Below are 14953 nucleotides of genomic sequence, written 5' to 3' on the forward strand. Positions count from 1 at the left end.
CTATCCAAGTCATTAGTAGCTTAAGCAATGACACAAAAAAGCCCTTTTCAATAAAGAAAAGGGCTCTATTAACAACCAGTTTTATAGGGATAAACTAGGCTGCTTCTATATGTTCTTGCACTTTAACAGTTTTAGGAGATCTAAATCTTCTCCATCTAAGTTTTATACGGTGAACCATGTACAATAATACCGGTACAATTACTAAGGTTAAGAAAGTGGCAAATATCAATCCGTATATCACGGTCCAGGCAAGTGGTCCCCAGAAAATTACATTGTCTCCACCGACAAATATCTTAGGGTCAAACTCGCTAAATAATGTAAAAAAGTTGATGTTTAAACCTATCGCTAGCGGTATAAGTCCTAGCACAGTTGTTATAGCCGTCAATATTACAGGTCTTAAACGTGCTTTACCACCTTTTACGATAGCATTAAACATGTCTTCTTTACTAATGATGTCATCATCTTCTAGGTCTAGTTGTTCTCTGCGGCGCAGTTTAAGTATGTCTATATAATCGATCAGTACCACACCGTTATTTACAACAATCCCAGCTAGTGATATGATTCCCATCATAGTCATTAATATGACAAAAGAATCACCTGTAACGATAAGACCTAAGAATACACCTATGAAACTTAAGAAAATTGCCACCATGATTATAGTAGGTTTGGAAATAGAACCGAATTGAAAAATAAGAATAAGGAAGATTAAAAATAATCCACCAAATAAAGCACTCATTAAAAAGGTCATTTCTTTATTTTGCTCTTCAATTTGACCGGTATAATCTATTTTAATATCCTCAGGTGTCTCAAAATCTAACATCTCGTTTTGGATGTCTGCTACAACGGCACCAGCATCAGTAAAACCTGGTTTTAAAGCAGAATATACGGTTACTACACGTTTTGCATCTTTATGCTTTATAGCACTGAAGCTAGAGGTGTTTTTTTGCTGTGCAATAGCACTTACAGGTACTTCCTTAATCTGTCCTGTTGCCATGTCTCTAAAAGTGATACGTTGATTAAAAATAGCGCTGCGATCATAACGTTGCTCTTCATTAAAACGGATATTGATATCATAGTCTTCACCTTCATTTTTATAAATTCCGGCTTTTTCTCCGAAGACAGCACGACGCAATTGCATACCTACCTGACTATTGCTAACTCCTAGTTCACCTGCTTTTTCACGATCGACACTCACTAGCATAGAAGGTTTACTTCTGTTAACGTCAACTTTTAATTGGTCTACACCAGCCACGTTACGAGCGTTAAGGAATTTCACCATTTGCTCTGCTGTTACAATAAGTTCACCATAATCATTTCCTTCAAGTTCGATGTTTACAGGATAGCCTTGTGGTGGTCCGGCGGCATCTTTTTCTACAGAAATAGATACACCTGGATAGACACCAGCTAGTGCTTCTTGAACTTTTTTGCGCAGCACCTCGCTATCTTTTCCATTACGGAATTTGTACTCACGCATACTTGCAGTGATTTTACCTTTATGTGGCATTTCTGCAGCACTTCCACCATCAGTTTGAGGATTTCCTGCGCCCATTCCTACCTGTGACACGGCACTTTCTACTAAAAAGTTACGATCACCTTCCATATATTCCTCTGCATTAATAATTTCAAATACACGAGATTCAATTTCTTTAGTAATCTGATTTGTTTTTTCTATGGCAGTTCCTTGTGGATATTCTACATAGACTATAATCTGATTAGGCTTATTATCTGGGAAGAACTCAATCTTTGTCCTACCAGATCCTATGGAGCTACCGAAAGCCATTAAAACAGCCACAAACATGATGAACATACCGCCTATAAAGAGATAAGGTTTTATACCGCTCAAGGCAAATTTTAAAAAGTTTTCATAGACTTTATCCAACCAAGCAAGAAATGTTTTTTGGAATCCACGTGTTAATGGTTTGATAAGGTATTTGTATAACCAGAAAAGAATAACTGTTAATACCATAACACTACCTAAACCTCTAACAGGTCCACCGACTATAAGAATAAATATCCCTAAGGTTCCCATAATAGCCGTCAGGTATAGCAGTTGTTTTACACTTAGATTACGGTCTTCAATCTCCATAAATTTTGAAACCAACATTGAATTAAAGAAAATGGCAACAAATAAGGAACTACCTAAAACTATAGATAAAGTTATAGGAAAATAAATCATGAATTGCCCCATCAATCCAGGCCATAAACCTAATGGTACAAAGGCTGCTACGGTGGTGAGTGTGGAGATGATAATAGGTATGGCAATCTCACCAACACCTTTTTTAGCCGCCTCAATACGAGACATGCCTTCTTCATCCATCAATCGATATACATTCTCAACTACTACAATACCATTGTCGACTAGCATTCCTAATCCCATAATCATGGCAAAAAGAATCATCGTATTTAAGGTGTATCCAAAAAAGCTAATGATTGCAAAAGACATGAACATGGACATAGGTATTGCAAACCCTACAAATAGTGCGTTTCTAAATCCTAAAAAGAACATTAAAACACCTACTACTAGTAAAATACCGAAAATGATATTATTAACTAAATCATCTACCTGATTCAATGTCTTTGAAGAAAGATCATTTGCGATTGTTATATCAAGATCGGCTGGTAAAGCACCAGATTCTTGAGATTCTTTAACTATTTCTCTAATAGCATCTGCCGCAACAATCATGTTTTTACCAGAACGTTTTTTTACATCTAGCATCACTACTTGGTCACCATACTCACGCGCAAAAGTGTTTTTATCTTCTTCTTTAAACGTAATCGTTGCAACATCTCTTATGTAAATAGGCCCATTCTCATTCTTGATAACAAAATTTTCTAATTCTTTAGGGTCGCTAATCTCTCCTACAATTCTTATGGTGCGACGTTGACCGCTAGATTTTAAATTACCAGCACTAACAGTTGCATTTCCACCACGTACCGTATTCAAGATGTCATCAAAACTGATTTGTGCCGCAGTCATTTTATAGATGTCTACTGCTATTTCAACTTCTAGATCTTGAGCACCACGGATATCAACCTGCTTAATTTGCTCTATATCTTCTATCTCATCCTCAAGGTACTCTGCATAGGTTTTTAATTTTCTAACTGTATAATCACCTTTAATGTTGATATTCATTATAGGCATTTCCTCACTTAAGGTCAGATTAAAAACATTAGGAGTAACAGGCTTGTTATTAAATGTAGGCCAGTCTTCTCCAGCACTTTCAGAGTCTACTTCATCTTTTACTAGTTGTTTTGCCGTCTCTACTTCAATATCCTCATCAAATTCAACAATGATAATCGAGTAGTCTTCTTGAGAAGTCGATTCTGTCTCGGTGACACCAGAGATATTTTTTAATTTATCTTCTAATGGATCTGTTATTAATCTTTCAACATCTTCAGCCGTGTTACCAGGCCATACACTTGAGATATAAATTTTAGTTTCCTTTATTTCAGGGAAATCTTCTCTAGGCATATTATTGTATGCACTTAAACCTAGGAAGAATATAATAGCCATCATTACATAAACAACTGTAGAGTTGTCTATAGCCCATGAGGAGAGTTTAAACTCTTTATCACTTTTCTTTTTAGTAGCCATGATTAAGAGTTTTTAATGTCTATTAATTGTCCTTCTCTTACGGTACGTGCACCTTCAGTAATTACTTGATCACCTATTTTAAGCCCTTCAGTTATTTCTATTAGGTCACCGCTAGCTTTACCTGTAGTTACTTTACGTCTTATCGCTTGTACTCCATCTTCAGACTCATTAACAATCATTACATATTGTTCACCTTCTTGATTTTCACTGATGACACTCAATGGTACTAGAATAGCGTTTTCAGAGGTGTAGTCATTAATTTTCAATCTTGCAGTAAGATTAGGCTTAATATTTCCTGTTTTGTTATCTACAGGAATCTCAATAGAAAATGAACGATTTGCAGGATTAATGTAACTACTGGTCTGTCTAATCGTACTTTCTGTTTTTTCAGATAATACAGGGAATTCTACCGTTACTTCAGTACCTTTTTTAATTGATGTAATATACGTTTCTGGTACATCAACATTGATGTACATATCTTTCAAAGAAACTAATCTGAATAAGGCAGTCATACCAGGACTTACCACATTACCTTGCTCTGTAATGACATCATCTATAGTACCAGCAAAAGGAGCTCTAACGGTAGTTTTAGATAAAGTACGTTGCATAGAACTTATAGCTTTACTTTGTCCTTCATAATTAGCTTTTGCCTGCAAAAATTGGATTTCAGAACCTATGTTTTGATCCCATAATCTTTTTTGACGCTCAAAAGTGGTCTTAGCAAGCTGTTCTTGTACTTGCATTTGTTGAATCTGTTGTGATAATCCTCCATCATCTATTTTAGCAAGAATTTGCCCAGCGACAACCTTCTGTCCTTCTTTTACATATACCTGCGTTAACAATCCAGACATCTCTGGCATTATGGTGATGTTTTGTTTAGTGTCAACACTACCTTGAAGTTCTATAAAATGATCAAATAGAGTGTCTTTTACAATCATCGTACTTACCTGTGTATTGATAGGCTTATCACCATGCTCGTTTTGATAATCTTGTATTTTTTTTAGAGTTTCGTCGATAGACGCTTTTTGATTATTTAGCTCTGTCTTCTTTGCTGCGATTGCTTTTTCATCACCTTGCGCTAGTAGCTCGTCTATAGAAGGAGATTTACCACCACAAGAAACGATAAGTGCTGTTGTAAGTATGATTAATATTTTTTTCATGATAAGAATGTTCAGTGGTGAAATTTAGTTTTTGGTTGTGTAATTGGGTAGGTTAAGTATGGTTTCCAGGTTTGCTTTTTCTGTAATTACTTGATACATACTATTCAGATACTCTGCTTGTGTGCTGTATAATTGAGTTTGTGCCTGTCTTAGGTCAAAACTAGTGGCGATTCCTTCTCTGAATTTTATGGTGTTTTTGTTCTCAATACGTTCTGCCAGTGCTAGATTATCTTTGCTAGTGGTATAATTATCAATCGCTGTTTGATAATTGTTTACTGCAGTAGCATAGTTAAGACGTATTTCTTCCATGGTGCGTTGTAAATCAGTCTCGGCTTGATCCCATGCTATTTTAGTACGGTCCTGTGCTGCTTTTCTACCAAAAGAGCTGAAAATAGGTACGTTAATACTAACACCTGCTACCGATTGTTGATACCATGGTTGATTGCTATTGAAAAATGAAAAATCACTATCAAAAGATTGGGTTCCATAATTGATAAAACCGCTCACTGTAGGTAACCCTTTTGCTAGTTCTAGTTTGTGTTCTAAGCGTCGTTGTTGCGTGTAATTATAAGCAATCTGGTAATCTACCGATTTATCCATTTCTAAAGATTCCTCAGTTACAGAAGGATCAATATTGCGCATGGTTAATGCTTCAAGATCATCTGTTAGTGTAACAGGAGTTGAAAGTTCTATACCTAACGCTAGTTTTAACATGTCTAGCGCAATCTCTCGTTGTCTCTTTGCACTATTCAATTGATTATCTAGTTGAGATAGTGTGATCTGTAATTGTTCAACATCTTCTTCTTCGGCAAGTCCATTTTCAAAGATTTTAGTAGTCTCATTTAAGTTTTTTTCAAGCGTATTGCGATTTTTAGTGATAATGTCTATGTTTTCTTCCGTGAGTAAAACACCGCCATAAGCATTGATGATTCCTTTTCTGACTTCTAGTTTTGTCTTGTTATTTGCGTTTTCAGAAAAATCTAGAAAGGTTTTAGAAGCCTCTAAAGCAACGATATATGAACCGTCAAAAATCAATTGGGTTAATGTAGCTGTTAAAGTCATGTTTTGTCTAGGTCCAAAAACCACAGGTATAAAGGTGCCAGGAGTACCACCGGCAAGTTCTGCTGGTAAAGGTGTTACCGGTTGCTTCAATTGGTTTTGATAATCAATAGCACCATTGATTTGTGGTAGACCTGTTGCTGTGGTTTCCCATTTTTGTTTTAAAGCTTTAGCAACATCGCGTTTAGCATTAATAGATTGATAGTTGTTTTCTAATCCGTGCTCGATAGCCTGTTCCAAGGATAAGCTATAGCTGGATGGTGTAGTTTCTTGGCTGTACGCTTTCGCGAAAGCGAGACCAAAAAGCAATAATGTTATTTTAATTTTTAAGGGCATTTAATCGTGATTTGTGTTAGTGATTAGGTTGAGAATTTTACGTCCTGCTGGAGTTACGATACCACGCAAGTGATACTCTAAATAGTGGTCATGAAGTTTTTGAACTGGAAATTGAGTATTAGGAAAAAGGTGTAAGTCCTTAATGCCTTGTAAGCCTACATAGTAGATTCTAGAAACAAAGTCCTTATCTAGATTATCACGATATAAACCTTGCTCTATACCTATTTCTAGATTTTTATTAACGCATTCCTTCATATACTCAAACTGTATAGCAGTTACCTTTTGATGTACACGTGGATAGTAACGTTGTAATTGATGAATAGGTGATGATTTATCACCTTTAAGAGATGTTAATACCATTTTTTTGATATCATAGAGCTCTTCAATCGGGTTAGTTGATGTGCTGCATATGTTATCTATGCCGCCACAAATAGTGTTAGATATAGCAAGAGTCACCTCTGTGATGAGTTCTTCCTTATTTTTAAAGTAACTATAAAGTGTTTTTTTACTCATACCCATTTCTGAAGATATATCATCCATGGTCACACTCTTAAACCCTAGGTCTAAGAACATCTCAGTAGATTTTTGTAATATCTCAGTTTTAATATCGGTCATATTCTAATTTAAGCAGCTGCAAATATAAACAGCGGAAACTTTAAAAACGATTAGAGTTTCCAAAGTTTTACAATTGTTTAACATAACCTGTAGGTAAAAGATTCTTTTCTTATCCTTTAGGTATGATTACTTTTACCATATGAATGAAATGTCCCAATTAAGAACTGTCTTTCTAGAAGCGTTAACATCTAGAGTTACCGCACAAGAGCCTGTATCTTTATATGATCCAGTACACTATATATTACAATTAGGTGGTAAGCGGCTGCGACCACTACTGACTCTTATGAGTGCACAGATGTATGGTGCGAGCATTGATAAGGCTATGGATGCTGCTATTGCGGTAGAGGTATTTCACAACTTTACTTTATTGCATGATGATATTATGGATGCTGCAGACTTGCGTCGTGGTAAAGAAACGGTACATGTCAAATGGGATGTAAATACAGGTATTTTATCTGGTGATGCAATGTTAATTATGGCTTACCAGTTATTTAATTCTTATGATCCTGAAACTTTTTATGAGTTGAATCAGGTTTTTTCAAAGACCGCGCTTGAAGTCTGTGAAGGACAGCAATATGATGTAGATTTTGAAACAAGAGATGATGTAACAATACCAGAATACATCAACATGATTAAATTAAAAACTTCTGTTCTGGTAGGTTGCGCATTACAAATGGGAGCGATTATCGCAGGAGTAGATAAAAAGGAACAGGAACTGATTTATGATTATGGAATTAATTTGGGACTCGCGTTCCAGTTGATGGATGATTATTTAGATGCCTTTGGTAATCCAGAAACCTTTGGTAAGGAAGTAGGTGGTGATATAAGAGAGAATAAAAAGACTTATTTGTATCTAAAGAGTATTGAAGATGAAGGTTGTGCTACTGAGCTTAAAGAATGGTTTGCTATGGATTATCAAGAGATGAATGAAGAGCAAATTGAAACAAAAAAAGAAACGGTAAAAGTATTTTTTGAAGAAAGCGGTGGTGCTGTTGCAACTCAAGACGCCATAAAAACTTATACAGATAAAGCACTTAATATTATAGAGCAACTAGCTATAAGCGATGACTCTAAAAAGCAGCTTATTGCTTTTTCACTTGATTTAATGAGTCGTGTTAGTTAATGAGTGATTTACTACCACAAATACAAGAAAAGTTAGAGTCTAGACATCATGTGTTTACGATTTATAAAAATCAGGTAAATAAGGATCTGGAGCGATCTGGATTTGAGGCCATAGAAGAAAATAATCCTAAAGAGTTTCTCATGGAGCTAGCTTCGTTACTTAGTGAAGCTATAGAAGACTCAAATCCTAAACTACAACAACTCTACTATCTAGCAGATGTTCAAGAACGCCATTTGCAACACGGCATCATTCTAGGATTTATAAATCGAGAATGGATTAAGATTCAGTTTAGATTGAGGCAGTAAATTATGACGCTTTCGCGAAAGCGTGTCTTTAAAACAATACTCTTACAAAAGGTTGAATCCCATTATTATATATACTGCGCTCGTTATCATATAGGACATCATATCGAGCACCTATCACAAAGTTACCTTGTCGATAACCTGCGCCTAAAAACAATGCCGGAATCCAGTAATTATCATCAAAACTAGCATCTGCAAAGTTTCTATTTACATTTAGATATTCAAAATCAGCACTAACTTGTAGATAGTCTATAGGAGAAGCGATAGCAATCAAGCTACCACCAGCTACCGTTGATTTAAAATCATCAAATCTGTTTAAATCCCTTTCAGAGTAACTGTAATTGAGACCTACACCTAGTCCTACCGTATTGTTTACTTGATAAATAGCTTGTGGAGCAATTAAAATTGATGTAAAATTATTACCAAAGTTGGCACCTACGTTTCCTCCAAATCTTACATTATTCCAAAAATTAGAGCCTTCTTTATCTTGTTGGCCATTAGATTGATAAAAAAATAGGCTGCAAACTAAGAATATCGTAATTGATAGGGTAGATGTGTTTTTCATAATGCTGTTTTTTAGCAAATTCAATAGTTATAAATATACAAAAGTCGATGTCATCCGAGCACTTTTCTTTATTTTTGCTCTTACATTTGATAAAAAGGAGAATTCCTTCGATATATGGACAAGTTTTCATTTCTGAACGCCGCACATACCGCGTACTTCGCACAACTTTACGACGAATATTTAATCAATCCAGATAGAGTAGAGCCATCTTGGCGAGCTTTCTTTCAAGGTTTCGACTTTGGGATGGAAAGCGCCCATGAAGGTGATTTTGAGATGGATCAGGCCGCAGCACCAGTTGCGATTCCTGCTCACGTTCAAAAAGAGTTTCAGGTTGTTAAATTAATAGATGCTTACCGCACACGTGGTCATTTATTTACCAAGACTAATCCTGTAAGGGATCGCCGTACTTATGAGCCTACACTCGATTTAGTAAACTTTGGTCTTTCTGATGCAGACTTAAATACAGAGTTTGATAGTGGTGACTTAATAGGAATCGGTAAAACAAGTCTTAACAACATTATCGCCCACTTAAAACAAGTATACTGCGAGAGTATAGGTGTAGAGTATATGTATATACGTAAGCCTGCAGAGGTAAAGTGGATACAAAACTGGTTGCATAAAAATAATAATCACCCTAGTTTTTCTAAGGATGATAAATTGCAAATTCTTAAGAAATTAAATGAAGCTGTTTCTTTTGAATCCTTCTTACACACAAAATATGTTGGTCAGAAACGTTTCTCTCTAGAAGGAAACGAGTCTTTAATTCCTGCACTTGATTCTTTAGTAGAAAATGCTGCAAATAAAGGTGTTAATCACTTTGTTTTAGGAATGGCGCACCGTGGTAGATTAAATGTGCTAACTAATATCTTTGGTAAGCCAGTAACTGATATCTTTTCTGAATTTGATGGAAAAGATTATGAGCAAGACATTTTTGATGGTGATGTAAAATATCACCTAGGTTATACTAGTAAACGTAAAACAGATAGTGGTAAGGATATCAATATTAATATTGTACCTAACCCGTCACACCTTGAAACTGTGGGAGCAGTAGTAGAAGGAATTGCACGTGCAAAACAGGACATGCATTCTCCAGAAGATTTTTCAAAAGTATTGCCTATCGTATTACACGGTGATGCGGCAATCGCTGGTCAAGGTATTGTATATGAAGTAGTGCAAATGGCACAACTTGATGCTTATAAAACTGCTGGTACCATTCACATGGTGGTTAATAATCAGGTAGGTTTTACAACTAATTATTTAGACGCTCGTTCTTCAACGTATTGTACAGACATCGCAAAAGTGACCTTGTCACCAGTACTACATGTTAATGCAGATGATGCAGAGGCTGTTGTACATGCTATGAACTTTGCTCTAGATTACCGTATGGAGTTTGGTCGCGACGTATTTATTGATTTGCTAGGATATAGAAAGTACGGTCATAATGAAGGTGATGAACCTATGTTCACACAGCCTCAATTATATAAAGCTATTAAGAAGCATGAGAATCCTCGTGATATTTATGCTGATAGACTTCTTAAGGAAGGCGTTATCGATAAAAATACGGTAGAGAAGTTTGAGACTGCTTACAAAAGTGAGCTTGAGGAACAACTTGCGACCTCTCGTGAAAAAGAAAATACCATCATCACACCATTCATGCAAGATGAGTGGCAAGGTTTTGAACAAGCCACTGAGGTAGAGATGATGAAAAAGGTGGAGACAGGTGTAGACCGCAAAACCTTAGAAAAAATTACAGCAACGATTTCTAAACTGCCTGAAGATGAAAATTTCTTTAGAAAAATTAAGAAGTTGATTCTGGACCGTCGCAAAATGTTTGATGCAGATAAACTGGACTGGGCAATGGGAGAACACCTAGCCTATGGTAGTTTAATGATGGAAGGTTACAATGTGCGCATGAGTGGACAAGATGTAGAGCGAGGAACGTTCTCACACCGTCACGCTGTGGTAAAATCAGAGAATAGTGAACACGAGTTTATTTTACATAATCTTATAGATGGTGTAAAAGGTAAAATGGACATTTATAACTCACACCTTTCAGAATATGGTGTTGTAGGTTTTGAATATGGATATGCACTAGCACAACCACAAACACTTACCATCTGGGAAGCACAATTTGGTGATTTCTCAAATGGAGCACAAATCATGATGGATCAATACATCAGTGCTGGTGAGGATAAATGGAAAAATCAAAACGGTCTGGTTAAATTATTACCACACGGTTATGAAGGTCAAGGAGCTGAGCACTCAAGTGCTAGAATAGAGCGTTACTTGCAACTATGTGCAAAGGATAATATGTTTATGGCAAACTGTACAACGCCAGCAAACATGTTCCATTTGCTACGTCGTCAGATGTTAGTAAATTATCGCAAGCCATTAGTTGTGTTTACACCTAAGTCTTTATTGCGTTACCCTAAAGCGGTAAGTGCAGTAGATGAGTTAGTAAACGGACATTTTCAAGAAGTAATAGATGTTGATGGAGACGCTTTCGCGAAAGCAGAAACACTAGTATTCGTATCTGGTAAGTTCTATTATGATTTACTAGAATATCGAGAAGAAAATAATCGCACAGACGTTGCACTGGTAAGACTAGAACAATTGTTCCCATTACCGATTGAGCAAATACAAGAAGTGATGAAAAAATATGGTTCTAAAGATGTCGTATGGGCACAAGAAGAACCTAGAAATATGGGTGCTTATGCACATCTTATGTTACACATGCCAGAGACTAGAAACTGGCGCGTGTGCTCAAGAAACATGTATGCAGCACCAGCCTCAGGTAGTTCAACACGATCTAAGGCAAGACAAGCAAGAATAATAGAAGACGTATTTAATACCAACAAATAAGATTATGGCTCTAGAAATGAAAGTGCCTTCACCGGGCGAGTCGATTACAGAAGTAGAAATAGCAGAATGGCTAGTTGCCACTGGCGATTGGGTTGAAAAAGACCAAGCAATTGCCGAGGTGGATAGCGATAAAGCAACACTTGAATTACCTGCCGAGGCTAGTGGTATCATTACCTTAAAAGCTGAAGAAGGTGACGCAGTTGCTGTAGGTGCTGTAGTCTGTCTAATTGATACCGAGGCTGCAAATCCTAATGGCGGATCTCAAGATGTTGAGAACGCTCCATCTAGTATGGGTGGCGGCGATGAAGGAGGAGACAATGGCGACGTTGCAACGGAAATGAAAAAGGATGCACCGGCTGATAAGTCTTCAAACTCTGAAAAAGCTCCGCAACCTGCACAAGCTAAAGAAACTTATGCTAGCGGTACGGCAAGTCCTGCTGCAAAAAAGATTCTAGATGAGAAAGGTGTAGATGCAAAATCTGTTTCTGGAACTGGTCGCGATGGTCGTATTACTAAAGACGATGCTGTAAACGCAAAACCATCTATGGGAACACCAGGAGCTGGATCACGTGGTGAATCTCGTACTAAGCTTTCTATGTTACGTAGAAAAGTTGCAGAACGTCTGGTAAGTGTTAAGAACGACACAGCGATGTTGACTACTTTTAATGAGGTAGACATGAAGCCTATCTTTGACTTACGTAAAGAGTACAAAGAAGACTTTAAAGCAAAGCATGGTGTAGGATTAGGATTTATGTCCTTCTTTACTAAAGCGGTTACTAGAGCGCTAGAAATGTATCCTGCTGTTAATTCTATGATTGACGGTAAGGAGATGGTTTCTTTTGATTATAAAGATATTTCTATTGCTGTATCAGGTCCTAAAGGATTAATGGTACCGGTAATAAGAAATGCAGAGAACTTATCTTTTAGAGGTGTAGAAGCTGAGGTAAAAAGATTAGCATTAAGAGCTCGTGATGGAGACATCACAGTAGACGAAATGACTGGCGGTACCTTTACCATTACTAATGGTGGAGTTTTCGGTAGTATGATGAGTACACCTATTATTAATCCACCTCAGAGTGCGATTCTAGGAATGCATAACATTATCGAGCGTCCAGTAGTCGTAGATGGAAATATTGTTGCAAGACCGATGATGTATCTAGCTGTATCCTATGACCACCGTATCATCGATGGTAAAGAATCTGTAGGTTTCTTAGTAGCAATTAAAGAAGCATTAGAAGATCCTATCAACATCTTAATGGATGGAGACGTTAAGAAGGCGTTGGAAATGTAAAAATTTCCTAATTATAATTTATAAAGCCCAAAGGTTTTTAAAAACCTTTGGGCTTTATTGTAAACGGAAGAAAAAAATCCTCTATAAAAACACAGTTTTTATAGAGGATTTTTATGTTATGAATGTTGTAATTTATTCACTTACCACACCAGCACTCACATTTGCCTCACGATTAATCTTCTTAATCATTCCCTGCAATGCTCTTCCTGGTCCAACTTCTATAAATTCAGTAGCACCATCGGCAATCATATTTTGAACAGATTGTGTCCATTTTACAGGACCAGTAAGTTGATAAATAAGATTTGTTTTAATCTCATCTACTGCTGTTGTTCCTAGCGTAGTTACATTTTGATATACAGGACATGAAGGAGCTTCAAACTCGGTAGCTTCTATAGCTGCCGCTAGTTCTTCACGTGCCGGTTCCATTAATGGAGAATGGAATGCTCCACCTACTGGTAGCATTAAGGCGCGTTTTGCACCTTTTTCTTTTAAAGCTTCGCAAGCTTCTTCTACCGCTTTAGTAGCGCCAGATATTACAAGTTGTCCTGGACAGTTATAGTTAGCTGCAACGACAACACCATCTATGCTTTTACATACATCTTCTACTACTGCATCGTCTAAACCTAAAATTGCTGCCATGGTACTCGATTGATGTTCGCACGCGGCTTGCATCGCAAGAGCACGTTTAGAAACAATCTTTAATCCATCTTCAAAACTTAGGGTACCTACTGCGGTAAGTGCACTTAATTCACCCAGTGAATGACCTGCCACCATTTCTGGTTGGAAAGAGTCACCCATCATTTTTGCAAGAATTACAGAATGTAAAAAGATAGCAGGTTGGGTCACTTTGGTTTCCTTTAATTCCTCAGCAGTTCCTTCAAACATGATTTTTGAAATTTCAAAACCTAGGATTTCATCTGCTTTATTAAAAAGTGCTTTTGCCTCTGGAAATTGATCATATAAGTCTTTACCCATTCCTGTGAATTGAGCTCCTTGACCTGGAAAAACGTATGCTTTCATATTGTAGTTGTTAATTGCAGTGGCAAATTTAATGAAAAGTAGTTACTAGGTTTATTGATTTCAATATTGCCATTAATCTTAAAATCAAAGCCTTGATTATTGTTGATTAGTTTTAAAATTTATATGCGCTCCCAAGTTTCAAAGTCAAAAGCATATTCATGCTTATCATCTGCTGGATGATGTTCTGTGCGTATAAGCTTCCACTGTTTTTCATCAAACTCTGGAAAATAGGTGTCGACATTAAAACTACCGTGGACTCTAGTTAATTCAATACGGTCAGCTACTTCAATCCCTAGTTTATAAATCTCTCCACCACCTATAATAAAAGGTTCTTCATCACTGGATACCGCTGCTAGTGCTGTAGACAAATCATGTACGACAATTCCACCATCAGTTTTATAATTAGTATCTCTAGTGAGTATGATATGAGTGCGATTAGGTAGCGGTTTAGGGAAACTTTCAAAAGTTTTGCGACCCATTATAATGTGGTGACCAGTAGTAAGAGATTTAAAACGTTTAAAGTCATCTGGCAAGTGCCATACGAGATCGCCGTCTTTACCTAACTCGTTGTTTGCTCCAGCAGCAGCTATCATGGTAATAACACGTTTTTTAGAAACAGGTGTATTTATAATTTTGGTTTCCGGTAAAGGATTTGATTTAGTTACTTTTTCTTCTATTTGAGCAATGCGATCCTTTTGTTTTTGAACCAACCTTTCATACTGACGTTTTTCCCATCCTGGTCCTAGTAGTCTATTGGTAATAAATACCTTAAAAGCATGATAGATTAAAAAAAGCAGCCACACAAATAAGACCCAAACCCACCATTCTACATTAAGAATACGCAAGGGCTCTTGTTGCATTAATACCTGACTAATGATAATCAAACCTACTGCGCCCACTAGAAAAACAACAAAATGTGTAAATAAACCGCGCTTTTCTTTAATGCGACGCTGTGCATTTTCAATCATTTCCTTTTGAACTGGATCAATCGCAGGTGTTTCTTTTTTCTTTCTACCGAACATATG

11 protein-coding genes are annotated in these 14953 nt (G+C 36.7%); 4 read left to right on the top strand and 7 right to left on the bottom strand.

Annotation, left to right across the window (positions count from 1 at the left end; translation table 11 throughout):
* Nucleotides 1-94: 94 nt before the first annotated feature.
* From IL45_RS11005 to IL45_RS11020, 4 genes are read right to left on the bottom strand one after another with little or no spacing between them, the layout of a single operon-like run.
* Nucleotides 95-3595, bottom strand: coding sequence for an efflux RND transporter permease subunit (locus IL45_RS11005; protein ID WP_036583829.1), 3501 nt, complete (start codon nt 3593-3595; stop codon nt 95-97).
* A 2-nt stretch (nt 3596-3597) separates the two neighbouring features.
* Nucleotides 3598-4755, bottom strand: coding sequence for an efflux RND transporter periplasmic adaptor subunit (locus IL45_RS11010; protein WP_036583832.1), 1158 nt, complete (start codon nt 4753-4755; stop codon nt 3598-3600).
* A gap of 24 nt (nt 4756-4779) precedes the next feature.
* On the bottom strand, nt 4780-6150 hold the full coding sequence (locus IL45_RS11015) for a TolC family protein (protein ID WP_036583835.1): 1371 nt from the start codon (nt 6148-6150) through the stop codon (nt 4780-4782).
* Nucleotides 6151-6765 (bottom strand): TetR/AcrR family transcriptional regulator, encoded by a 615-nt coding sequence (locus IL45_RS11020; protein WP_036583837.1) that lies wholly within the window; start codon nt 6763-6765, stop codon nt 6151-6153.
* Between the two features lie 139 nt (nt 6766-6904).
* Between IL45_RS11020 and IL45_RS11025 the strand changes: the two genes are divergently transcribed.
* Together IL45_RS11025 and IL45_RS11030 are read left to right on the top strand one after the other, a co-directional pair.
* A complete protein-coding gene (locus tag IL45_RS11025; protein ID WP_036583840.1) occupies nt 6905-7888 on the top strand; it encodes a polyprenyl synthetase family protein in 984 nt (327 codons plus the stop codon).
* Nucleotides 7888-8193: a hypothetical protein gene (locus IL45_RS11030; protein WP_036583843.1), complete on the top strand. Its 306-nt coding sequence runs from the start codon at nt 7888-7890 to the stop codon at nt 8191-8193. The genes IL45_RS11025 and IL45_RS11030 overlap by 1 nt, the downstream gene beginning before the upstream one ends.
* Before the next feature lie 28 nt (nt 8194-8221).
* On the opposite strand, the gene IL45_RS11035 is transcribed toward IL45_RS11030, so the two are convergent.
* Nucleotides 8222-8755, bottom strand: a complete 534-nt coding sequence (locus IL45_RS11035) for a hypothetical protein (RefSeq protein ID WP_036583846.1) — start codon at nt 8753-8755, stop codon at nt 8222-8224.
* Between the two features lie 114 nt (nt 8756-8869).
* Between IL45_RS11035 and IL45_RS11040 the strand changes: the two genes are divergently transcribed.
* Nucleotides 8870-11617: a 2-oxoglutarate dehydrogenase E1 component gene (locus tag IL45_RS11040; protein WP_036583848.1), complete on the top strand. Its 2748-nt coding sequence runs from the start codon at nt 8870-8872 to the stop codon at nt 11615-11617.
* A 4-nt stretch (nt 11618-11621) separates the two neighbouring features.
* Entirely contained in the window at nt 11622-12908 is a 1287-nt protein-coding gene (gene odhB / locus IL45_RS11045) for a 2-oxoglutarate dehydrogenase complex dihydrolipoyllysine-residue succinyltransferase (RefSeq protein WP_036583850.1), read from the top strand.
* 132 nt (nt 12909-13040) lie between these two features.
* On the opposite strand, the gene fabD is transcribed toward odhB, so the two are convergent.
* Nucleotides 13041-13928, bottom strand: coding sequence for an ACP S-malonyltransferase (fabD, locus tag IL45_RS11050; protein ID WP_036583853.1), 888 nt, complete (start codon nt 13926-13928; stop codon nt 13041-13043).
* 119 nt (nt 13929-14047) lie between these two features.
* Nucleotides 14048-14950, bottom strand: a complete 903-nt coding sequence (locus IL45_RS11055) for a dihydrofolate reductase (RefSeq protein WP_036583855.1) — start codon at nt 14948-14950, stop codon at nt 14048-14050.
* Between the last annotated feature and the right edge of the window lie 3 nt (nt 14951-14953).

This window comes from Nonlabens ulvanivorans (genome assembly GCF_000732625.1).
Classification (GTDB): domain Bacteria; phylum Bacteroidota; class Bacteroidia; order Flavobacteriales; family Flavobacteriaceae; genus Nonlabens; species Nonlabens ulvanivorans.